The organism is Thauera aminoaromatica S2 (assembly GCF_000310185.1).
GTDB classification, from domain to species: domain Bacteria; phylum Pseudomonadota; class Gammaproteobacteria; order Burkholderiales; family Rhodocyclaceae; genus Thauera; species Thauera aminoaromatica.
The window spans coordinates 1-21,623 of record NZ_AMXD01000029.1 but is presented as its reverse complement, the minus strand read 5'-3'; the positions used below and the strand labels follow the sequence as shown (position 1 = coordinate 21,623).

General features: G+C 64.9%; 16 protein-coding genes, 2 pseudogenes and 2 CRISPR repeat arrays. Of the genes and pseudogenes, 5 read left to right on the top strand and 13 right to left on the bottom strand.

Annotated features, from left to right (window positions below; all coding sequences use genetic code 11):
* Positions 1 to 75: 75 nt before the first annotated feature.
* From C665_RS06740 to C665_RS06730, 3 genes are all read right to left on the bottom strand, one after another.
* Positions 76 to 1,098: a DUF8370 family protein gene (locus tag C665_RS06740; RefSeq protein WP_503169803.1), complete on the bottom strand. Its 1,023-nt coding sequence runs from the start codon at positions 1,096 to 1,098 to the stop codon at positions 76 to 78.
* An 18-nt stretch (positions 1,099 to 1,116) separates the two neighbouring features.
* Positions 1,117 to 2,235, bottom strand: coding sequence for an ISAs1-like element ISTha1 family transposase (locus C665_RS06735; RefSeq protein WP_004265615.1), 1,119 nt, complete (start codon positions 2,233 to 2,235; stop codon positions 1,117 to 1,119).
* 114 nt (positions 2,236 to 2,349) lie between these two features.
* Complete coding sequence (locus C665_RS06730; protein WP_004303617.1) at positions 2,350 to 2,892, bottom strand: DUF8370 family protein; 543 nt, start codon at positions 2,890 to 2,892, stop codon at positions 2,350 to 2,352.
* Positions 2,893 to 3,948: 1,056 nt separating this feature from the next.
* Between C665_RS06730 and istA (C665_RS06725) the strand changes: the two genes are divergently transcribed.
* The 3 genes from istA (C665_RS06725) (at position 3,949) to C665_RS21275 (ending at position 6,392) form a co-directional block, all read left to right on the top strand.
* On the top strand, positions 3,949 to 5,439 hold the full coding sequence (gene istA, locus C665_RS06725; RefSeq protein WP_004303615.1) for an IS21 family transposase: 1,491 nt from the start codon (positions 3,949 to 3,951) through the stop codon (positions 5,437 to 5,439).
* Entirely contained in the window at positions 5,426 to 6,184 is a 759-nt protein-coding gene (gene istB / locus C665_RS06720) for an IS21-like element helper ATPase IstB (protein ID WP_004303614.1), read from the top strand. The genes istA (C665_RS06725) and istB (C665_RS06720) overlap by 14 nt, the downstream gene beginning before the upstream one ends.
* Before the next feature lie 82 nt (positions 6,185 to 6,266).
* Positions 6,267 to 6,392: a hypothetical protein gene (locus C665_RS21275; protein WP_281054724.1), complete on the top strand. Its 126-nt coding sequence runs from the start codon at positions 6,267 to 6,269 to the stop codon at positions 6,390 to 6,392.
* A 131-nt stretch (positions 6,393 to 6,523) separates the two neighbouring features.
* Here the strand turns inward: C665_RS21275 and istA (C665_RS06710) are convergent.
* A pseudogene (istA, locus tag C665_RS06710) lies at positions 6,524 to 7,606 on the bottom strand (IS21 family transposase); the annotation flags it as partial.
* A gap of 250 nt (positions 7,607 to 7,856) precedes the next feature.
* Positions 7,857 to 8,434: a CRISPR direct-repeat array (repeat unit 29 nt; unit sequence CGGTTCATCCCCACGGGCGTGGGGAACAC).
* Between the two features lie 135 nt (positions 8,435 to 8,569).
* Between istA (C665_RS06710) and istA (C665_RS06705) the strand changes: the two are divergent.
* Positions 8,570 to 9,790: an IS21 family transposase gene (gene istA / locus C665_RS06705; protein WP_004299421.1), complete on the top strand. Its 1,221-nt coding sequence runs from the start codon at positions 8,570 to 8,572 to the stop codon at positions 9,788 to 9,790.
* Positions 9,790 to 10,578 (top strand): IS21-like element helper ATPase IstB, encoded by a 789-nt coding sequence (gene istB / locus C665_RS06700; protein ID WP_004299423.1) that lies wholly within the window; start codon positions 9,790 to 9,792, stop codon positions 10,576 to 10,578. Before istA (C665_RS06705) ends, istB (C665_RS06700) begins: the two co-directional genes overlap by 1 nt.
* 95 nt (positions 10,579 to 10,673) lie before the next feature.
* Positions 10,674 to 14,242: direct repeats of the CRISPR family, unit length 29 nt; unit sequence CGGTTCATCCCCACGGGCGTGGGGAACAC.
* A gap of 89 nt (positions 14,243 to 14,331) precedes the next feature.
* Here istB (C665_RS06700) and cas2e read toward each other — a convergent pair.
* The 9 genes and pseudogenes from cas2e to C665_RS06660 all read right to left on the bottom strand — a co-directional run.
* A complete protein-coding gene (gene cas2e / locus C665_RS06695) occupies positions 14,332 to 14,628 on the bottom strand; it encodes a type I-E CRISPR-associated endoribonuclease Cas2e (protein ID WP_004303612.1) in 297 nt (98 codons plus the stop codon).
* Positions 14,609 to 15,535 carry a type I-E CRISPR-associated endonuclease Cas1e gene (gene cas1e, locus C665_RS06690; RefSeq protein WP_004303611.1) on the bottom strand — a complete coding sequence of 309 codons (927 nt, stop codon included), beginning with the start codon at positions 15,533 to 15,535 and terminating at the stop codon, positions 14,609 to 14,611. Before cas1e ends, cas2e begins: the two co-directional genes overlap by 20 nt.
* A 2-nt stretch (positions 15,536 to 15,537) precedes the next feature.
* Complete coding sequence (cas6e, locus tag C665_RS20140; protein ID WP_004303610.1) at positions 15,538 to 16,170, bottom strand: type I-E CRISPR-associated protein Cas6/Cse3/CasE; 633 nt, start codon at positions 16,168 to 16,170, stop codon at positions 15,538 to 15,540.
* Positions 16,145 to 16,810, bottom strand: coding sequence for a type I-E CRISPR-associated protein Cas5/CasD (cas5e, locus tag C665_RS06680; RefSeq protein WP_004303609.1), 666 nt, complete (start codon positions 16,808 to 16,810; stop codon positions 16,145 to 16,147). Before cas5e ends, cas6e begins: the two co-directional genes overlap by 26 nt.
* Before the next feature lie 3 nt (positions 16,811 to 16,813).
* Positions 16,814 to 17,716 (bottom strand): type I-E CRISPR-associated protein Cas7/Cse4/CasC, encoded by a 903-nt coding sequence (gene cas7e / locus C665_RS06675; RefSeq protein ID WP_281054723.1) that lies wholly within the window; start codon positions 17,714 to 17,716, stop codon positions 16,814 to 16,816.
* Between the two features lie 62 nt (positions 17,717 to 17,778).
* Positions 17,779 to 19,101: an IS110 family RNA-guided transposase gene (locus C665_RS21090; protein ID WP_040828183.1), complete on the bottom strand. Its 1,323-nt coding sequence runs from the start codon at positions 19,099 to 19,101 to the stop codon at positions 17,779 to 17,781.
* A gap of 309 nt (positions 19,102 to 19,410) precedes the next feature.
* Positions 19,411 to 19,815, bottom strand: a pseudogene (locus C665_RS21085) (type I-E CRISPR-associated protein Cas7/Cse4/CasC); the annotation flags it as partial.
* Positions 19,812 to 20,333 carry a type I-E CRISPR-associated protein Cse2/CasB gene (gene casB / locus C665_RS06665; protein WP_004303607.1) on the bottom strand — a complete coding sequence of 174 codons (522 nt, stop codon included), beginning with the start codon at positions 20,331 to 20,333 and terminating at the stop codon, positions 19,812 to 19,814. The pseudogene C665_RS21085 and the gene casB, both read right to left, overlap by 4 nt.
* A partial coding sequence (locus tag C665_RS06660) for a type I-E CRISPR-associated protein Cse1/CasA (RefSeq protein ID WP_004303602.1) occupies positions 20,330 to 21,623 on the bottom strand: 1,294 nt, incomplete at its 5' end. The genes C665_RS06660 and casB, both read right to left, overlap by 4 nt.

Below are 21,623 nucleotides of genomic sequence, written 5' to 3'. Positions count from 1 at the left end.
CCACCAGCCGAAGTAGATCGTCTGACAGTTTTCGGGGTGGACCTGACGGTCTGCGTAAAGATCTCAAGGGGCGATTCATTCGATCCATGGCAGCCTACCCTGCTGCGGATCGCACACATTCGACGCTGATGGTTTGTTTGTCGCACATGCGTCAATCAGGACAACATCTCGGCGCCCAGACAATCCAAGTTCGGCGAGAATGGTTTGAACCTTACGGAACTCGCTTTCCGAAAAGTACAGAATCGCTTTGATGGACTTCGCCGTGTCGTTCGCCGCCTCATACACGCCAACCTGATGCTTCATGTTCTGTTTCAGCTTCGAATTCGATGCTAACTTGAATTCGATCAGAGTCTTGTCCCGGCTGCCCTTGGAAACCTTGAAATCGACAGGACCTCTGCCGTTATTCACCTCGCGATTCACGTCGTAAATGGAGGCGCACCACGTAAGCTTATACATGAGTTGCAGGTCCGCCTCTCGATGAATCGGCTTGCCATTGTGGTAGAACATGCGATAGCCATCTTGGTCCTCGATGACCGATTTCAGGTAGTGCAGGCGCCGCATGGATTCTTCGAAGCTGTCATCCGCCTCTTGATAAAATTCTGTACCAACCAGCTTCTGATCGACCAGCGCACGGATCTGATGAATGAACTGCTGCTCTGTGTCGCGAACCTTGGAGTTGCTGACCTTGTGGGCCTCGTCTCCCGTCTCCTCCTTGTGTCGGATGTAGTAGTCCAGCACTTGCGGGAACTGCTCGATGGTGATCGCAGCAGCCTCTCGAATTTCTTCTTCCTTGGCGTCCTCCGACAAGCGGCGCAGGAAATACTCATTAACCTGCGCCCTCAATTGGTCATCGGGGATCGAGTTGTAGACGCCCTGAAAGTTGTCGAGTAGGTCGCTGCGATTAATCCATGCCTCGTCTTTAGTCAGAATCACCTTCGGGGTCAGCAGGACATAGTCGTTGCCGAAAGCCGGCAGGTCATAACGCCCACCCTTCCACCGCCTTGTCTTGTAATCGAAGGCGACCTTCTCGACGGCGAAATTCCGTCGGAAGCTCGACGCAATATGTGTTTTCGCAAAAGTCTGTGTATAGTCAAGCAGCAGGGCCTCCGCACTCGCCTAGCATATCGCCCGGATCCCCAGCATGCGCTCCCGCACCCCGTCATCCCACGCCGCCCCCTTGCGCTTGAGCCGAAGGCTGCTCTTGCGCGTGTCGGTCTTGTCGGCACGGATGATGTTGAGCGCGATCTTGCGCAGCAGCGAAAGGTTCTGCGGCGCGTTGTCCTTGGCCACCGTGCTGGCGTCCTCGCTGAAGCTGACATCGAGGATCCAATGAAGCCGGTTCTCCACACCCCAATGCGCACGTATCGCTGCGGCCAGTTGCTCGGCGCTCAGTGCGCGCGAACTGATGTAGTAACGCCGCTCGAGATCGGATTGCTTGTCGCCGACCACCCGCATCGAGTCGATGCGCCCGATCGTCACGCACTTGGGCCAGTCGGCCAGATCGACGATGCCCTTGGCCGAGAGCACCGAGGCGATCTGCCCGACGGTGCGGCCGTGGCCGCGCTCGACCAGCGAACTGCGGTCGACCGACTCGACGCCGTGCTGATCGATGAAGGCGGTCTCGATCGCTTCGAGCAGCTTGGGCTGGTTGCCCTTGACCATCAGCAGGTAGTCGCCTTTCTTCGCAACGATCTGTTTGGCAATGCTTTTCTGGCAGCCCATGGCGTCGATCGTGACCAGCAGCCCCTTGATCGAGAGCGCCTCCAGCAACTCCGGAATCGCGGTGATCTCGTTGCTCTTGGCGGCGACCTTCTCCTGGCCGAGCACCAGTCCCAACTCGGTGGCGAAGGCGCTGACCATGTGGATCGCGCTCTCGCCGCCGCTGCCCGAGCCGCGCACGGTCTTGCCGTCAATTGCGATCGTGCCGGCGAGGCCCGCATCGTCGCTGAGCGCACCGACCACGCCGCCCACCCAGCGCCGGAACATGTTCTCGAACTGCTTCGGATCGAGCGCACGCAGGATCCGCAGGAACGTCTCTTCGGACGGGATGCCGTTCTTGAGCACGAGGAAGCGGCGCAGCCACGCCTCCTTGGTGCGCGCCCAGAAGGTGATGTCCTCGACCGTGTCGCAGTCCGAGAGCACAGCGGCGATCAGGATCACCAGGATCTCCCGGAAGTCGTGCAAGGTGCCGTTGCTCGGCTTGCGCGGATCATCGATTTCGTCCAGATAGCTCATCAGGGAACCCCTTTGCGTCGCACTCACGCTCTTCGCCCAAAAGGCGAGAGTAGACGTGATTTTCGAAGGGTCCACAAGATGGCTGCATAAGGTGTTGAATGTGAACGAAGATTTTCAGGTGGCTATGCGATCAGGAAAAATGCATTCCGAGTGCGGAGACCCTGAGTCAAGCAGGTATTGCTTGATCAGATTGGTTGTAAAGTCGCTTAAATGGTCGCGACCTACGCCGTCCGCTAGCAGACACAGCTTTTCGAGGTGGCTTCCACGACTAATCGTTTCGCTTCCGAAATCCTTGAATACCTGATGGAGATTGCGATGAAGCGCTCCGGCAAACTGTTTGCCGAGGCCGCTTCCATTGTTCCCCGTCTTGCTGAATCCGAGCCAGTTCTGGCTGACCTCCGGAAAGCGGAACCAGCTATCAAGCAGTCCCTTGCTGATGCTAGGGTCGCACGATATATCGCGCAGAAACTTCACGTAGCAGATAATTTCGTCGTGGAGGCGCTGGTGTTCAATCTCTTCGCTGTCAAAAAGCAAGAACGGATCGACGAACAGCGGGAGATCGTTGATCAAGGAGATATTGAGCGCGCCATAGTCTTCCAACACCTCGGGCACGACTTCAAAGAAGTCGGTGAAGTAGATCTTTGCCGCTGTCGTCATGTCATCGCCTCGGCATCTCCATCAAATCTCATTGTTGGCAATGGTCAGAAGTCGTCTGGGACCGCAGATGGGCGTAGGTAACAATCAGCATCTTCTGATCTTTCGCTCAGACGCAAGCGGTCGTTCAGACAATAATCCCATTGTAATGCACGACCGGTTCGGACGAAGAGCGGCTGTTGATGCTGGACTTCTTGGACGTCGGCTCAGGCCGAGGACTTGACGTAGGTCCAGTGCGTACTTGGGCGTGGTGTTAACGGCGGTCGATTCCCGCACAAATCCGGCGTCCACCGCCGGCACGGCACAGCATGACCTTGATCTGGTGAGCGGATAGCGGCTGTTTGCTTGATGGGGTCAGGGGCGTTGGAAGGCGCCCGTAGGGCGGCTGGAAACGCCCCTGACCCCGGCGCGCCGATGGCGGGCGGGGTGTTCGTGCAATCGGGAGGGAGGGCGTTTGGCACCCGAGTGGCCGATGCGCGCACAATCGGGCTCGGCCTGTGGCAACGCAGGCGCGACACCGGCTCAAACCGCCAAGTCATCCCCAGTGTCGCGCCCCGCACCCGCGCAAGGCTGCGCGGTCGTTGCGCCCGTAGTCTTTCACGAAGTGGGCGCTGGCGTCGAGTCTCCCACGGGCCTCAAGGCCCATGGAGTCGACCGGACGACGCTATCTCTGTGCCGCGTGCCGCGCGGCAGTGCTGATCTGCAGCCACTGTGATCGGGGGCAGCGCTATTGCGCCGCCGGCTGCGCCCAGCGTGCCCGCGCGGCCTCGCTGCGGGCAGCCGGCACGCGCTACCAGGCGAGCTTCCCGGGGCGCCTGGCGCACGCTCAGCGCCAGCGCCGCTATCGCGCGCGACGCCAAGAAGTGACGCATCAGGGTTCTCCACCCCCGGCCCCGCCTGTTGAAGTGAGGACTGCGCCGACCGTGCCCGAGTCCGTACCGTCCGCGAGCGGGCAGTGCCACCTGTGCCACCGCGCACTGTCCCCGTTCGTGCGTCAGGACTTCCTGCACTCCCCGGTTCGGCGCCCCTGTCCGCGATCCGAACGGAGTCCGCCCCGCCATGGCCCTGTCCCCTGAACACGAAGCGCAGATCCTGCGCTACTACCACGCCGAGCGCTGGCGCATCGGCACCATCGCCGGGCAGCTCGGGCTGCACCGCGACACCGTCGCGCGCGTGCTCACCCAAGCCGGTCTGCCCCGGCACGGCGCCGTGCAGCGCGCCTCGGCGATCGACCCCTATCTGCCCTTCATCCACGACACGCTGGCCCAGTTTCCGCGCCTGACGGCCGCGCGGCTCTACGACATGGTGCGCGCGCACGGTTACCCCGGGCGCCCCGATCACTTCCGCCACCTGATCGCCCGCCACCGCCCGCGCCCGAGCGCCGAGGCCTATCTGCGGCTACGCACCCTGCCCGGCGAGCAGGCCCAGGTCGGCTGGGGGCACTTCGGGCACCTGACGATCGGGCGCGCGCGCCGTCCGCTGATGGCCTTCGTGATGGTGCTGTCGTGGTCGCGCCAGCTCTATCTACGCTTCTTCCTCGATGCACGCATGGAGAACTTCCTGCGCGGTCACGTGGGCGCCTTCGCGCACTGGGGGGCGGTGCCGCGCATCGCCCTCTACGACAATCTGAAGAGCGCCGTGCTCGAGCGCTGCGGCAACGCGATCCGTTTCCATCCCACCTTGCTCGCGCTCGCCGGCCACTACCGCTTCGAGCCGCGCCCGGTGGCGGTGGCGCGCGGCAACGAGAAGGGGCGCGTCGAGCGCGCGATCCGCTACGTGCGCGAGGCCTTCTTCGCCGGGCGCCCCTTTGCCGATCTGGACGACCTGAACGCGCAGGCCCAGGCCTGGTGCGAGGGCGCCGCCGGTGCGCGGAGCTGCCCCGAGGACGCCTCGATGACGGTGGCCGAGGCCTTCGCGGCCGAGCGCGAGCGCTTGCTCGCGCGGCCCGAGGCGCCGTTCCCGACCGACGAGCTGCGCGCGGTGTCGGCGGGCAAGACCCCGTACGTGCGCTTCGATCTGAACGACTACTCGATCCCCCACACCCATGTGCGGCGCCCCCTCACCGTGTGCGCCGACCCGCTGCGGGTGCGCATCCTCGACGGCGAGGACGTCATCGCCACCCACGCGCGCAGCTACGACCGCCGCCAGCAGATCGAGTGTGCCGCGCACCTCGAGGCGCTCGTCGCGCACAAGCACGCGGCCCGCGCCCACCGCGCCACCGACCGCCTGACGGCGGCCGTGCCGGCCTGCCAGGCGCTGCTCGCCCAGGCCGCCGAGCGCGGTGAGCCGCTCGGGCGCACCACGCGCGCGCTCACCGACCTGCTCGATCGCTACGGGGCGGGCGAACTGGCCGTCGCCGTCGACGAAGCACTCGCGCGCGGCGTGCCGCATCCCAACGCGGTACGCCTGGCGCTCGAGCGCCGGCGCGAGGCGCCCCCGCCGCTGGGCGTGCCGCTACCCGCGCATCTGAAGACGCGCGATGTCACCGTGCGCGCCCACCCCTTGGCCGGCTACGACCGCCTGCTGGAGGACGACCATGACGACGCCTGAACCGCTGCTCGCGCGCGCCCGCGCGCTGCAACTGCATGGTGTGGTGAGCCACTGGACCGAATGCGCCCAGGCACCGTGGATCGCCCCGCTCATCGAGTGGGAGGAGACCGAGCGCGCCCGACGCTCACTCGAGCGCCGGGCGCGCTGCGCGCACATCGGCCGCTTCAAGCCGCTGGCCGACTTCGACTGGCGCTGGCCCGAGCAGTGCGACCAGGCCGCCATCGCCGAGCTGATGACGCTCGGCTTCCTCGAGACCGCCACCAACGCCTTGCTGGTCGGCCCCTCCGGGCTCGGCAAGACCACCATCGCGCAGAACATCGCCCACCAGGCGGTGCTGCGCGGGCACACCGTGCTCTTCACCACCGCCGGCCAGCTCCTGGGCGAGCTCGCCGCGCTCGACTCCGACTCGGCGCTGCGCCGCCGCCTGCGCCACTACGCCAGCCCCACGCTCCTGGTGATCGACGAGGTCGGCTACCTCTCCTACTCGAACCGCCACGCCGATCTGCTCTTCGAGCTCATCAGCCGTCGCCACGAGAAAAAGAGCACCCTCATCACCACCAACAAGTCCTTCGCCGAATGGTCCGAGGTGTTCCCCAACGCCGCCTGCGTGGTCGCGCTCATCGACCGCCTGGTCCATCACGCCGAGATCATCGCCCTCAAGGGCCCGTCCTGGCGCCACAAGGAAGCCCAGGAGCGCGCCGCCACCAACGCCCGCAAACGCAAATCCGCACGGAGTCCCGCATGAAGACCGACCACCCGCCGTCCGGGCTGCTGCGCGGCCTGGACCTGCTCATCGACGCCGACTGGACGCCCGGCAGGCCCGGGCCGTGATCGAGCTGCTCGACGATCTGCGCGAGCGCATCTGGGCGCACTACGAGCTCGCCCTGCTCGAGCACTACCGACAGGATCGCCTCACGCAGGCCGAGCTGCCGTTCGACGATCCGTCGTTCTGATCGAGCCGCGCCCCCAGCACAACGAGGGCCGACGCGCGCGGCCCTCGTGCCGTTTACGGCGCCGCCGGCGCCCACTCGACGACGCCGTTTAACGACGCCAGATTTGTGCGGAATCAGGGAGCCGGCAACACCTGCCCGACCAGCGCGTGGGGCACGCTGTAGTAGTGGCCGTCGAACTCGACGTGATAGTCGATGTTGGGCTTGGCCTTCTTCCACTGGGCGAACTGGAACGGCGTGGCGGGCAGCGCACGCAGCGCCGGCTGGTCGAGCGTCTCGAAGGCGCTGCGACGATTGCCGGGCAGGCGCTGGAAGGAGCGTGCGTTGAGATCCTCGAGCAGCTCGGCGATGGCCACGTCGAGCTCGGCCAGCGAGAAGAAGCGCCGGTGCCGCAGGCGCGCCAGGATCCAGCGCTGCACGATCTGTACGCCCACCTCCACCTTGCTCTTGTCCTGCGGCTTGTAGGGGCGTGCGGGCAGGATCGCCACACCGTAGTGCTGGGCGAACTCGGCAGTGGTGCGCTGCAGTTGCGGCGCGTAGCGGTCCGGTTCGCCGACCATGGAGCGGGTGTTGTCGGGGACGATCAGCTCGGGCACGCCGCCGATGAATCGCAGCGCCCGCCCCAGCGCCCCCAGCCAGTCGGCCTGCGACTGCGTGGCGGTGGCGCAGGCGAAGGTGTAGTTCGAGGCCCCGAGCACGGCCACGAAGATCTGCGCCCGAGAAATCTCGCCGGTCTCGGCGTCGACGATCGGCACCGTGTCGCCCGCGTAGTCGATGAAGAGCTTCTCGCCGGCGCGGTGCACCTGGCGCATCGAGCGCTTGAGGCCCTTGGCGAAGTCCCGGTAGAGGTCGCAGAAGCGCGAATACTGGTAGGTCGGCCCGGCCGTCGCCTGGACGTACTCCTCCCACAGCAGTGCGAGGGTGACGTTCTTGCGCTTGAGGCCTTGATGGACACCGGCGAGATCGGGCATCCGGTAGCCCACCGCCGTCCCGCGCGGACGCGGCGTCCCGCCCAGCAGTGCACGCAAGCGCGCCTCGTCGGCCGCCGCCAGCTCGGCCCAGCCCACGCCGCTGGCCTCGGCCGCCTTCAAATACTTGGCGACGACGCCCTTGGAGATCGACAGCGCGCGCGCGATGCGCTCATGCGAGAGCGCGCAGTCGTACTTGAGCCGTAACAGCTCCTTGATCTTGTGCATGGCAATCCGCTCCGCCGGCATCCCTTCGCTCCGCGCAAAGCGCGCGAGGGTAGCCGTGACAAGGATGGTTGCCACGCTGGCCGCACAGGCCGTTCCGATCTGATCGTGACCGACGATTCCGACAACGTGACCGGTGATTCCGACGGCGGCCTGAATCGGTCACGATCAAATCGGAATCGCCGGTCACGACCTCGGAATCACCGGTCACACCCTTCTCGGAATGGGCGGTCACGATGGGTCGGAATACGCACACCTTGTACGTGTCCGGCCCCGGTTCATCCCCACGGGCGTGGGGAACACTGCGTGCCGGCGGCCACGTGCTCGGCGTCCGACGGTTCATCCCCACGGGCGTGGGGAACACCAGGCCGAGTTCATCCGCAAGACGTGCGCGCGCGGTTCATCCCCACGGGCGTGGGGAACACCTGCGCAGCATCTGCAGTTCTCGAAACGTCGGCGGTTCATCCCCACGGGCGTGGGGAACACGTTGCGTCGGAAGGGTCGGTCATGCCTGTGAGCGGTTCATCCCCACGGGCGTGGGGAACACCGTCATTCCGCTGGTGTCGGGGCTGCGTTCGTCGGTTCATCCCCACGGGCGTGGGGAACACCAGATTAAGTCCGCCACCGGAAACAACGGCAACGGTTCATCCCCACGGGCGTGGGGAACACAGTGGGACGTTCCGCCCGCAGCCGCAAGCAACCGGTTCATCCCCACGGGCGTGGGGAACACCACCGCCGCCCCGTTCCACAGCGCCACCGCCTCGGTTCATCCCCACGGGCGTGGGGAACACGCCGCCAGTGACGTCGACGTGCTCCAGGAACGCGGTTCATCCCCACGGGCGTGGGGAACACCTTGTCAGGCGACACCGTAAATTGACCCCCTAGCGACACGAGGAACTGACCCCCTCGTTCGCGAGGAGGCCATCATTGGAAACGAAGCACATCGAGGTGAATCCTGTACGCCGTCTGGTTTGCGGAGTGCAGGAGATGTTGGAGCCGGAGGCGGTCACGACGATCGTTCGGTTGGGGCAATCGGGCTGGGGTGCGAAGCGGATTGCGAAGGCGCTGGGCATCGCGCGCAACACGGTGCGGCGGTATCTGAACGCGGGCGGGCCGGTGGCGTACCGGCAGCCGCAGCGTGCCAGCGTGCTGGGCGGTCACGACGCATGGCTGCGGGAGCGTTTCCTGCAGCACCGGGGCAACTGCGACGTGGTGCGTCAGCAGTTGAGCAAGGAATTGGGGATCGAGACGAGCCTGCGCACGGTCGAGCGCGCGTGTCGAGGGTTCCGCCAGGAACTGGAGGCGAGTCGCCGTGCGACGATCCGCTTCGAGACCGGACCGGGCGAACAGATGCAGATCGACTTCGGCCAGACACGTGTGCTGATCGGCGGCGAGTCGGTGCGAGTGTTCCTGTTCGTGGCGACGCTGGGCTATTCGCGCCGGGGATTTGCGTGCGCGTTCCGGCACGAGCGCCAGAGTGCGTGGTTCGCTGGGATCGAGGCGGCGTTTGTCCACTTCGGCGGACGGCCGCAGACGCTGCTCATCGACAACGCCAAGGCGCTGGTCGACAAACACGACACGCAGACGCGCCAGGTCCGACTCAACAGCCGCTTCGAGGCGTTCTGCCGGCACTGGGATATCCGTGCCAAGGCGTGCGCGCCGTTTCGCGCGCGCACCAAGGGCAAGACCGAGAACGGCGTGGGCTACGTGAAGAAGAACGCCATCGCCGGCCATGCTTTCGAGAGCTGGACGGCGATGGAGGCGCACCTGGCGCGCTGGCAGCGCGAGGTGGCCGATGTGCGCATCCACGGTACGACCGGTGTCACGCCCGCTGAGCGCTTCGACTTGGAGCGTGAACACCTGCGTCCGGTTGCCGGGATCGCCCCCTTCCTGCAGGTGCGCGAGCTCGTGCGCCGAGTCAATGCGGAGGGCTGCATCGAGCTCGACACCAACGCCTACAGCGTGCCGTGGCGGCTGATTGGCGAGACGGTGACGGTCGTGGTCAGCGCCGACACCGTGGTGGTCGAGTACGCCGGCGAGGAAGTCGCCCGCCATGCGGAGCTCGCCGGCAGTCGCGGTCGCAGCATCGAGCGCAGCCACCTGCTGGGTGGGTCGCTGCCGCCGGCCCAGATCGAGGCGCCGCCGCCCACCGATGCGCTGCTGCGTCCGCTGGCCGAGTACGAAGCGCTCGTCGGAGGAGGCTGGTGATGATCGATGCCGACCGACTCGACGAACTGCTCACCCGGCTGCGGCTCACGGCGATCCGCGACCAGCTCGACAGCCTGCTCGACGAAGCCAGCCGGGCGCAGATGACACTGCGCGAAGCGCTGCTCTTCCTGGCCGAGCGCGAGGTCGCCCGGCGCGACACCCGACGCATCCAGATGGGCATGAAGCTCGCCCGTTTCCCGTGCGTGCGCACGCTCGAAGGCTTCGACTTCGACGCGCAGCCCTCGATCGATCCAGGGCAGATCCGGGATCTGTCCTCCGGTCGCTGGATCGGGCACGGTCAGGCCCTGCTGCTGCTCGGTCCGCCGGGCGTAGGCAAGACGCACCTGGCGGTCGCCCTCGGGCGCGAAGCGGTGGATCGCGGCTACACGGTGCTCTTCACCTCGGCAGCGGCGCTGATGGCCGGGCTCACGAAGGCGCACGCCGACGGACGGCTCGAGGAGAAGCTGCTGCAGCTCTCCAAGCCCAAGCTGCTGATCATCGATGAGCTGGGCTACCTGCCGCTCGAGCCGGCCGCTGCGCACCTGTTCTTCCAGCTGGTGTCGCGACGCTACGAGCGGGCCAGCATGCTGATCACCAGCAACCGGCCCGTTGGCGAGTGGGGGCAGGTGTTCGGCGACGCGGTGGCCGCTACCGCCATCCTCGATCGGCTGCTGCATCACAGCCAGGTCATCACAATTAGGGGCGACAGCTACCGGCTGCGCGACAAGCGCCGCAGCGGCCTTCTGCAGAAGGCCGCTGCCCCCACCCCGATCACGTCGGAGAGTTGATTAACCCAGGGGGTCAATTCCAGATGTCGTCAGGGGGTTAAATCTTCGTGTCGCTTGACACACCTGGCCGTCGAGCTAGGATCGGCCGCACGGCACGGTTCATCCCCACGGGCGTGGGGAACACGCCATGACGTCTGCGAGGGTGACGTGGTCGCGCGGTTCATCCCCACGGGCGTGGGGAACACGTCGTGGCCGGCGCCGATGGCGCCACCACCACCGGTTCATCCCCACGGGCGTGGGGAACACCCGGCGGCGCTGGCAAAGGCGGATCTCTCGGGCGGTTCATCCCCACGGGCGTGGGGAACACGAAAACCATCGGGGCGCGACGCCCCTGGTGCGCGGTTCATCCCCACGGGCGTGGGGAACACGTCGATCTGGCGGGCGAAGCTCATACCGGCACCGGTTCATCCCCACGGGCGTGGGGAACACGCGCGCCTCGCCCTGTTCGACCCGCGCAAGCTCGGTTCATCCCCACGGGCGTGGGGAACACCCACGCATGATGATGAGCCTCGGCTTCTTCGTCGGTTCATCCCCACGGGCGTGGGGAACACGGTGAGCCCTGCCGCCTCGCGGGCGGCTCGGACGGTTCATCCCCACGGGCGTGGGGAACACGCATCAGCAGTCCGCCAGCCATTTCCTCACTCCGGTTCATCCCCACGGGCGTGGGGAACACGATTCATGCGCTCTCTAGCCATCGCTCATCTCCGGTTCATCCCCACGGGCGTGGGGAACACGCGCATCGCGACCGCGACGGCGACCGCAATCACGGTTCATCCCCACGGGCGTGGGGAACACTCGAGCGCGGATTGCGTCAGCACCACGGCGTGCGGTTCATCCCCACGGGCGTGGGGAACACGGCGCCCTTGGCTCCGAGTACGGTGCCCAGCACGGTTCATCCCCACGGGCGTGGGGAACACTTGTGCGGGCCAACCCACAGCGAGACTCGCAGCGGTTCATCCCCACGGGCGTGGGGAACACGGGCTCCATCGGCCTCGCGTTTGATCGTGATTCGGTTCATCCCCACGGGCGTGGGGAACACTCCACGATTTTGGCCGCGACCCAAACGGGAGTCGGTTCATCCCCACGGGCGTGGGGAACACGATGTTCTTGGCGATCGCGCCGCGGCCGTAGTCGGTTCATCCCCACGGGCGTGGGGAACACTTGGCGATGGGGATCTTGTAGAGGCCGGCGACCGGTTCATCCCCACGGGCGTGGGGAACACAGGTTGCGCATGGGGCGGGCGATGACGTTGGCCGGTTCATCCCCACGGGCGTGGGGAACACTCTGCTGCCATTGGCACAGGAAAAACGCGATGCGGTTCATCCCCACGGGCGTGGGGAACACGCGAACAGCGGCGCGGCCCCGCGGAAGTACACCGGTTCATCCCCACGGGCGTGGGGAACACCGTAGTTGGCTGCCATTCAGTTACTCCACAGCCGGTTCATCCCCACGGGCGTGGGGAACACCTATTCGCCGGAGCCGGCACATGACCCTGCGCCGGTTCATCCCCACGGGCGTGGGGAACACGAGGCCCGGCGTGGGGTTGCTGATGTTGGCGTCCGGTTCATCCCCACGGGCGTGGGGAACACATGTGCTGGTCCTGCCCGCCCTCGCCGTAGTACGGTTCATCCCCACGGGCGTGGGGAACACTGAGCTGTGCCCAGCATGTCTGGTGCCTTGATCGGTTCATCCCCACGGGCGTGGGGAACACCGAGCCGCGCAGGCGTAGGTAGCGCATCACCATGGTTCATCCCCACGGGCGTGGGGAACACGAAAAGGTCGATCACGACGCCTGCTGTTTCCGCGGTTCATCCCCACGGGCGTGGGGAACACGAGCGCGAGGATGGCGCTTGCCGCATCGAGCACGGTTCATCCCCACGGGCGTGGGGAACACGCGGTCAGCAAGCCTATCAGGCGCTGATGGCGCGGTTCATCCCCACGGGCGTGGGGAACACGTTCACCCGGATGAGCCGGTGCACGCGGTGGCCGGTTCATCCCCACGGGCGTGGGGAACACCAGGCCAGCGCATCGACGAAGAGCGGGGAAAACGGTTCATCCCCACGGGCGTGGGGAACACTGCATCGCTTGCTGCGCGACTACATCGTGCGTCGGTTCATCCCCACGGGCGTGGGGAACACGCCTTCCTCGTCGGTGATCTTCAGGATGGTTCCGGTTCATCCCCACGGGCGTGGGGAACACGCCCACGGCTTCCATCATCCGCACGACCACGTCGGTTCATCCCCACGGGCGTGGGGAACACGGTCTCCTGCGGTGGGTTGGGCCGTTACTCGGCGGTTCATCCCCACGGGCGTGGGGAACACTGCGGCTCCTTGTGGGCAGGGTTGTGCGGGCACGGTTCATCCCCACGGGCGTGGGGAACACTCGCCGAGTAACCCGGTCGCCAGACCAGAACGCGGTTCATCCCCACGGGCGTGGGGAACACCGAAAAGCTCATGAACAGGAACTGACCATGTACGGTTCATCCCCACGGGCGTGGGGAACACATGCTGACGCGCCAACTCAAGGACGCGCTCAACGGTTCATCCCCACGGGCGTGGGGAACACGATCGTGATGCGGTCGTGACATGGCTCCATCGCGGTTCATCCCCACGGGCGTGGGGAACACACCAAGAACTGGCGTAACGAGATCCTCGCCTACGGTTCATCCCCACGGGCGTGGGGAACACCGCGGTCTTGAGTTCGTCCCAGTCGAAGCCGCCGGTTCATCCCCACGGGCGTGGGGAACACTCCCAGGTCGCTGTCGCTGACCTGATGGACAACGGTTCATCCCCACGGGCGTGGGGAACACTCATGCAAACGATCATTGAGCTGGACGCCGCGCGGTTCATCCCCACGGGCGTGGGGAACACGTCGCCCCCGTCTGCGAGGATCTGGGCGCGCGGCGGTTCATCCCCACGGGCGTGGGGAACACGTTCGCTGACGATGCGAGCGGGCGCATGACGCAGGTTCATCCCCACGGGCGTGGGGAACACATGTCGGCGAAGCGCATTGCCTCGTCAAGATCCGGTTCATCCCCACGGGCGTGGGGAACACTCTTGGCGCGCAGATTGTCGCGCTCGTGGTTGCGGTTCATCCCCACGGGCGTGGGGAACACGCGCTGAATCCCGCCATCGCGCCGGTGGGCGACGGTTCATCCCCACGGGCGTGGGGAACACGCATTCGAGAAGCTGATGGGCCATGAAGGTGACGGTTCATCCCCACGGGCGTGGGGAACACCGCGGTGTTGATCGCGCCGCCGCTGCGCAGGGCGGTTCATCCCCACGGGCGTGGGGAACACTACATCCTCATCGACAATGACTCCGGCTACATCGGTTCATCCCCACGGGCGTGGGGAACACGACGCGAAGTCCACGCGCTCGTCGTGCGTGCGCGGTTCATCCCCACGGGCGTGGGGAACACCATCGCCTCCACGATCGGCTTCGCCGGCACCACGGTTCATCCCCACGGGCGTGGGGAACACCAGTCCGGCGGCGCACAGGGCGGGTTCGGCGACGGTTCATCCCCACGGGCGTGGGGAACACACCACCTATGACGGCAAGCTTGCCGCCATTCACGGTTCATCCCCACGGGCGTGGGGAACACGCCGCGCGCCCCATGCCCGACATCTACGCCCCCGGTTCATCCCCACGGGCGTGGGGAACACACTTCCTCCATCTCCATGAATTTCCATGGAAATATTGGTAGCGAAAATTCTACCGACTCATGCGCTTGTCGGTGTAATTTTCCGGGTTTTTAAGGATCGTCGCGTCGCGCTTCCGGGTGGAAGCTGACCAGCCGTACACCGTCCCAGTCGGCGGGCAGGCGGCGATTAGGGCCGAGGGTCTGGAATTCGAAGCCGGCCTCGTTGTTGGTGTGCCACATCATCACCGCATTGCCGTCCTCGATACCTGCCTCCACCTGGCTCCAGATGTGCTCGCGCACCTTCCGCGAATAGGTGCCGACGTACACGCCGGCGCGTACTTCGAGCAACCATACCGCCAGCCTGCCTCGCAGTCGGGGCGGAGCGTTTTCAAGCACGATGACCAGCATCGCCCAGGCTCTCCGGATTGGGGATGGCGGGCCCGACCGATTCTTCCGGTGCTTCGGGGCGGGGGATCTCGCCGGCCCCGAGGATTTCCTCGATGTCCGGGATGATGCGCTCCAGAAGTCTCGACTTGCGGAAAATGTCGCGGCAGGTTAGGCGCACGGCCTGCTCCGGGTTGTGTGGGTTGCTGGAGGCAACTTGGAAGGCAGCGGGTACTACGGTGTCAAATTTGTAGATGTCGGCCACGTCGTATACGAACGAGAGCGGCTTGCCAGTGTGGATGAAGCCCACTGCCGGGGCGTATCCCGCAGCCAGCACTGCGGCTTCGGTCACGCCGTAGAGCGCAGCGGTAGCGGACGACAGACAGCGGTTGGGCAGGTCGGAGACGTCCCAGTCCTCCGGGTTATAGGCTCGACCGGTCCACTTCACGCCGTACTTCTGCGCGAGTAGCTGATACGTACGCTTGACCCGTGCCCCCTCGATGCCGCGCAGCTGTTCCACGCTGCGTCGGGCCGGCGGCTCATCACCGAAGCGCATCGCGTACATCTTGCGCACCACCTTCAGCCGCAGGGCTTCGTCCAGCGCCAATCGCGCTTGGTAGAGCAGTCGGTCAGCGCGCGCTCCACCGGGCTGGCCGGAGGAATACAGGCGTACGCCGGCCTCCCCGACCCATACCAGTAGCGTACCAACCCTCGCCGCCAGTGCAGCTGCCATATGGGATACCCGCGTGCCGGGCTCTAGCATGATGCAGGCAACCCCGCCTACCGGGATGTGGGTGAGCACCGGCCGCACCCGGAAGCCTTGCTGGTCCACTACCACGAAGGCGCCATCCACCACATCGATCTCACCTTTCTCGACGAAGACGATCGACAGGCGCTCCTTGATCGGGATGGGTTTGAGGGGTGGTAGCATGCTCAGCCGTGCCCTGGGGCGATCGACAGCATACCCTGGCCCATCGCTTTGGCATGGCCGATGCCGTTCACCAGAGCCTGTCCTAGTTGCGCCGGATCCTCCGCCCGCAGCAGGCCATCGAATTGCACCACCTGCAATGTGATGCGTTGACCACCACGTCCCTGGTGATGGGTAGCGTGCTCGCTGCGGACGATACGGGCATGGAGCGGGGTGAATCCATGTTGGCGGCCTTGGCGGGCCAGCCAGGCGACCTGTTCTTCTTCGCGCAGTAGACCGTAGCGTTTGCCGTTGCGGGTGACGGTTGGATTGCAGCAAAGCCGGAAAACATAGCTGCGACCCGGCTGCAGCAACTCATCGAGAGCTACCGCCTTGTCCGGATACAGGGCATGGAGGTACCCGGTCAGTTCCTGCAGGCAACGCCAGCGGCCAGGCGTCGCAGATTGCAGCAGTACGGTGGTGCCATCCTCCGGTAGGTGGTTGCCGGTGTGTTCCAACCGCCACAGGAAGCGTGCCGGCGGGCCATCTGGGCTCTCGGCATAGACCCGGCTCAGCGTACGGTGCATCTCATAGGGATTGGCAAGATCCCGCCGCGCCTGTGGGTGAGCGGGGTCAAGGACCAGTTTGGACAGGAACATCCAGCACCTCCGAAACGACGAAACGGGGGCCAAAACGGCGCTCGTCAAAGGATGACAGGGGCTGATCCATCTTCATCAGACCGGAGCGGTCGGCGGACTCGAGGGACAGAATCCGCGGGGTAGGTGGCGCGCCCGGGCGGGGTGAGGCGATGGCGGGCCACTGGACAAGTGTGTCGCGCATGTCGGCATCCACTACCGCATCGGGCATCCAGATAGGCTCCGAGGGCACATAGGACTTGCGTCCCAGGGCAAGCGGCCACACCGGATCGGCGAGGGCGCCATGGATGCGTTCGAGCAAGCCGCGGTCGTCGCCGCACAGGCCGACCAGGAAGGCCGCGTCGGCGAGGTAATGGCGGGTGGTCACGGCGGGATCTTTGGCAAGCCCATTGCCAGTAATGACCCCTTGTGCGGTCTGGTAATCTCGTTTTGGCACGCCGGGACGATCGTGGCGCACGCCCATGCGCAGCCGGCACAGGGGTTCCAGGTCGTGCCAGTTCTCCCGATCAATGCCAAGGGCGGCCGCCACCAGCCCGAGCACGCCTGACTTGCTGGGCTCCTTTCCGGTGTCCCGCTCATCGAAGCGGCTGGTAGTGCCCCAGGACTGCATCGGCCCCATCAGGCGCAGCAGTACGGTGGACATGGGTCAACCCCGCCGCACTTCAGCCATCACGGCGTCAATCAGGGCAGCGAGCGAAGCCGCCGGCGCCGCCGCGTCGCCGATCTCCGCACCGGTCAGATCCAGCACGAAGGCTGACGATTCGCCACCATAGGCCGCCTGCAGCACCCTGGCTTTGCCCAGCAGCGCGTTGGCGGAACTGCGCGTCAGGCTGTCCCGGGCGCGGATGGCCGTCTCGAACGCATTGGCCAGATTGCGCGGTGCCGTATTGCGACGCACCGTGACCAATATGAATTCCGGCGGGTTGTGGGCGGCAAAGGTGTTCTGCTTGCCGGTAGGTTCGGCCACCACGAAGCCTTCGAGAAAGGCACGCAGGCCCTTGGCGGCCAGTTCGGTGTCGCCCTGCAGGTTTTCCCCGAGCTTCTCCCAGTCCACCACGGCGTAGCGGTAGAAGCAGGCAGAATTGAATTCCACCGTTCCCATCATGTCCGCGCCGGCGGTGTCCTCGGGCTTCAGGTCGTCGACGGCAGTGTAGAAGTCGAATTCCCGTTCCACTGCATGGGTGGACAGGGCATGAGCGACCTGGCAGGCGGCGTTCTGGTTCTTTTCGGGCATGTTTGCGAGCATGCGGCCGAACAGTGCCAGATCAACTGCTTTCCCACCGTCAAGAATTTTCAGGAGATACTTTCCTAGAATAGATGCGCCACCCTTCTCTGCCTTTAGCAGATCGGCCAGATCGACCTCCCACGCGGGAATTTCTTCCTTCTTTCTTTTGGGTATCTTCTTGTCCAGCAATTCCGGAATTTCAGACTTGTACTTTCTGAGCAAACTGAGTATCTCGTCCAAGCTGTTTTCGGCAGCGACTACGTTCTCCTGCTTTACCTTCCCTACGTCGCCGTCAACCTTCAGTAGGCAAAAAAGGTAAGCCAACTGTCGTTCATTGAGATCGCTCGCCAGATCCTCTCAAGAAACAAAACTAGCCGGGGCGGTTTTCATGCGGCTGCCCCGATGGGGTTGATCTGGAACCCGAGCGCGGTGGCTCGGCGTTTGAGTGCAGCGATGCTGCGCTCGCGTTGCAGTTCTTCGTATCGCTGCTGCCCCTGGTCGACGAAGGCCTCGCCGCGGGTGAGCATGAAATACACCATGCGCGCGAGCTTATGCGCCGTTGCGGTGTTCGCCTTGGGTTTGTCCATCCGGCTGCAAAGGCGCCGATAGAACGCTCCGAGGGCGGAGTTGCTGTGCGATAGCGTCATCGCGGCCATCTTCAGGGCCTGGCGCACGCGGTTGGCCGAACGCTTGGTACCGGCCGAGAGCACCTTGCCACCGCTGACCTTGGTCCCTGGGCACAGCCCCAGCCACGAGCAGAAGTGCTTCACGTTGGCAAAGCGGGAGAGGTCGGGTCCGATCTCGGTCAGGATCTTCATCACCGAGCTCACCTCGAGCCCGTTGATCCGCGTCAGATCGACCCCTGCCCAATTGGCGAGCATCTGCCGGACATCGAAGGCAGCGCGCGCCTTGCTGCCGGCTCGAGGCACCGCGCCAACGTTGATCGCGCACTGCGCCCGCTGCCCGAGCAGCACCTGCATCTGGGCGTCGCATTCGCGCAGGTGACGGGCGATGTCGTCGTACATCGACAGTGCCTGACCCAGCACGAACAGATGCTCCTGGCGCCAGTTCCCGGTCAGCGCACGGATGACCTCCTCGGTGCTGGCCTTGACCCGCCGGTGACGGTGACGCGCCAGCACTTCAGGGTTGCGCTCGCCGGCGACGATGTCACGGATGATCGCCTGACCGCTCATCCCCATCACGTCGGTGAGCACCTCGGTGAGTTGAATATTCATCTGCACCAAGGCTTTTTGCATGCGCTGCACCCAACTGGCCTGCTCGGCGAGCAAGGTCTCGCGCAGCCGGGCAATCGCCCGTAGCTCACAGACCTCTCCGGCAGGTCGCCATGCTGCGCGCAGCAGCCCGTAGCTCATCAAACGCTGCAGCCACTGACAATCCTGCACATCACTCTTGCGGCCGGGCACGTACTTCATCTGTCGCGCATCGACCAGCCAGACCTGCAGTCCGCGCTGCTCCAGGATCTCGAACAGCGGGATCCAGTACACGCCGGTCGACTCCAAGGCGACGATCTCCACCTTGCACGCCAGCAACCAGTCGGCCAAGGCGCGCAGATCGTCCGTCATGACGCCGAACTCGCGCACCGACTCCTCTGCCGCGTCGGGCGGCACCGCCACCCAGTGGCTCGAAGCACCCACATCGATCCCCGCCGCGTTCGGGAACACCGTGTCTGTCCGCTTGCGCATCGCCATCATCTGCTCCATCCTCGTCCAAGAACGGCAGCGCCAAGGGAAGCGTCGATTTCGACTCGATCTCTCAAACGGGATGCACATCGCTGTGCTCACCACTGTCGCCGACGATTCCCGGACCATGCTCAGAGTCGGGCTCGCTCCACAGCGTCCTCTAACGCCGCGAGCTCGCACCAATGACGTGTCGGTCATCGCGGCGCTGCCGTTCTCCTTGTAAGCCATAGTCGTTTCTTCCGGAACGCCGGGCGTGCGGGACGCGCGGATGGGATGCTCAGAAATACTTTGTCTCAACCGGGCAGCCTGTGCGGAACTATCCCCGATTTCATTCCATCGCTTGTCGATTTCTGCAGCAAGCCTTGAGAGTTCCTGTTCCCCGAGAAATAACAAATACTCTGTTTTCTCACCCTTGAGTTTTAAACCTGTAGCCGTAATCGCAGCAGACACCTTCGTTTCGATGTCTTCATCATTCCGCTCAGCGTTTCTCAGCCGACTCTTTAATTCCTGAAGCAGCCGTTTCGTTCGTACGGCAAGCTCTTCTTTAGTGAAAATTCCGTTTGTCGCAAAGAACTGCCGCACTGCCCGCTTGGAACACTGGCTGGAAACGCGCGCCCGGCGGGTGCCGCCGAACAGGGCGTCCTTGGGAGCGCCAGTGTCGTCGCGGTTCAGGTTGGAGGGGGCGAAGTTTTGCAGCACGTGGACTTCGACGATGGTTTTCATGCGGACGCCTCTTCGGTTTCGGATTCTTCGGGCAAATCGGTGTCTTTTTGCAGCGTGCGATAGAACTGGCGCGCCCACTGGTTCTGGATGCGCTTGCCGGGGGCGTGCCAGCGCAACAGGTCGGCGAATAGTGCATCGAAGTCGATGGCCTGATCCTTCAGCAGGGCGACCATCTGGCGCAGCCGGTAGGGCAGTTCGTCAGCATCCGCATCCAGCAGGGTGATAAAGCGGCGCTCGGTGCTGGCAGAACCACTCATCTGCTGGTGCTGCGCAACGGCCTCGCCAATGGGCAGGGCGATTCCGGTACGCGACGCCGTCCAGTGGGTCGCCCACAAAGCAGCTACGAGGTAATGCACCTGTCGGCGCCAGTGGCTGTCTTCGTCCCTGAGGAAGGGCTCGACATAGGGATAGGCCGCTGGAAACGCGCCGGGATCGAAGGCTAGGCTGCGGCGCAGCACGGCCCGGACGCGGCTATCCCTCTTGTTCGAATCTTCCAACCAGTCCAGGTAGGCACTCATGCGGACTCCTTTGTAGGTTCGAGCTTGGAAATTTCTTGATTGAGCCTGCCGAGGTGGCGCAGGACAGGTGCTTCGGCCTGGGCCAGCGCACGGATCGCCCAGGCATCGCCGGCTGCCACGCCAGAGGCGTGAGCGCGCCATGCGCTGCGCATGGCGGAGCGCACGTGCCGGAGCCACGAAAGGCGGATGTCGTCGGGATCGCGTTCCTCGGTGTACTCGGCGAGGATCTGATGAAAACAGGGCTCCAGGCTGGACCAGTAGCTGTCGGTGACGGGCATCTGGCGCAGGAAGTTACTTACATCCTTGCCAGCCGGCTCCCGCTCACCACGGCTGAGCAGATTGCGGGCAAAGGCCTTGCAGGCGTGCCAGAGCGCGGTTTGTGCCTCTTCAGCGGCGGCAAGCAAAACGCGAATCTCCGCTCGTACCATGCGGCAGCCGGCCAGCGCGGGCGGCAGACTGAAACGCTCCATGCGCCAGTATTCGATCTTGGCCTTGTCGTTGGACTGCCCTGCCACCAAGACCGAGGAAGGAAAGCGTTGCGGCACCGCGCGACCGAGGCCGATAGCGTGTTCGATGATCTGGGGGGCGCAGCCGATCGCATCGGGCAGCAGGGAATCGAAGTCGCGCCAGAACCCCCGTTCCCGAAAGATCACCGGCAATCGACCTTTCTTCTCGTCGACCCGGTAACCCAGCATCGGATCGCTCTGCTGCTCGGTCTGCGGCCCCACGCCGGATGCAAACGCCAGTCGGGAAACCGCGCCATGGCTGTCGACTTGCAGACGGATGGCACGAATGCGCCAAGTGTAGCGGTCGGCAAAGCCGCTGACCGCACGCTCGCAACCTCCTTTTAGCGCCTCCAATGTTTCCGGTTCCCGCTCCCATACAGGGAGGTCGCCGGCCAGTACCAGCCGGTTCTGCGGCACTAGCGCGTAGGACAAGGTATCGAAGAGATTGCGCCCGAGCGGCAAAGCCATCACCGCCGTCGCCGAAGGTGCGGTACCGGTGTGGGACAACTCGCTCTTGCCGCAGCTCACCGAGAAGGTCTGGGTCGCCAGCAGCCAGCGGATGGCCTGGGCCGGGGCAATGGCACCGGCCCGATTGACATCCACATGGTCGAACAGGACCTTGGCGTTGTCGGCATTGTGCTCAGCGGCCAGTACGGTCCACGCGCGCCAGATTCGCGGTTCGAAGCTGGAAATCTGCGCAAAGTGGCCGGCGACAATTAACCTGACCGGTCGACGACAACTATCCTGGCCGGTTGGATCTGCAGCCGGGAAGGTCCGGAAGCGA

Excerpts from the sequence above, each read along its gene's own strand:
- C665_RS06735 (WP_004265615.1), bottom strand. The coding sequence starts at position 2,235 with ATGAGCTATCTGGACGAAATCGATGATCCGCGCAAGCCGAGCAACGGC.
- C665_RS06730 (WP_004303617.1), bottom strand. The coding sequence starts at position 2,892 with ATGACGACAGCGGCAAAGATCTACTTCACCGACTTCTTTGAAGTCGTG.
- istA (WP_004303615.1), top strand. The coding sequence starts at position 3,949 with ATGGCCCTGTCCCCTGAACACGAAGCGCAGATCCTGCGCTACTACCAC.
- istB (WP_004303614.1), top strand. The coding sequence starts at position 5,426 with ATGACGACGCCTGAACCGCTGCTCGCGCGCGCCCGCGCGCTGCAACTG.
- istA (WP_004299421.1), top strand. The coding sequence starts at position 8,570 with ATGTTGGAGCCGGAGGCGGTCACGACGATCGTTCGGTTGGGGCAATCG.
- istB (WP_004299423.1), top strand. The coding sequence starts at position 9,790 with ATGATCGATGCCGACCGACTCGACGAACTGCTCACCCGGCTGCGGCTC.
- cas2e (WP_004303612.1), bottom strand. The coding sequence starts at position 14,628 with ATGCTGGTCATCGTGCTTGAAAACGCTCCGCCCCGACTGCGAGGCAGG.
- cas1e (WP_004303611.1), bottom strand. The coding sequence starts at position 15,535 with ATGCTACCACCCCTCAAACCCATCCCGATCAAGGAGCGCCTGTCGATC.
- cas6e (WP_004303610.1), bottom strand. The coding sequence starts at position 16,170 with ATGTTCCTGTCCAAACTGGTCCTTGACCCCGCTCACCCACAGGCGCGG.
- cas5e (WP_004303609.1), bottom strand. The coding sequence starts at position 16,810 with ATGTCCACCGTACTGCTGCGCCTGATGGGGCCGATGCAGTCCTGGGGC.
- C665_RS21090 (WP_040828183.1), bottom strand. The coding sequence starts at position 19,101 with ATGGCGATGCGCAAGCGGACAGACACGGTGTTCCCGAACGCGGCGGGG.
- casB (WP_004303607.1), bottom strand. The coding sequence starts at position 20,333 with ATGAGTGCCTACCTGGACTGGTTGGAAGATTCGAACAAGAGGGATAGC.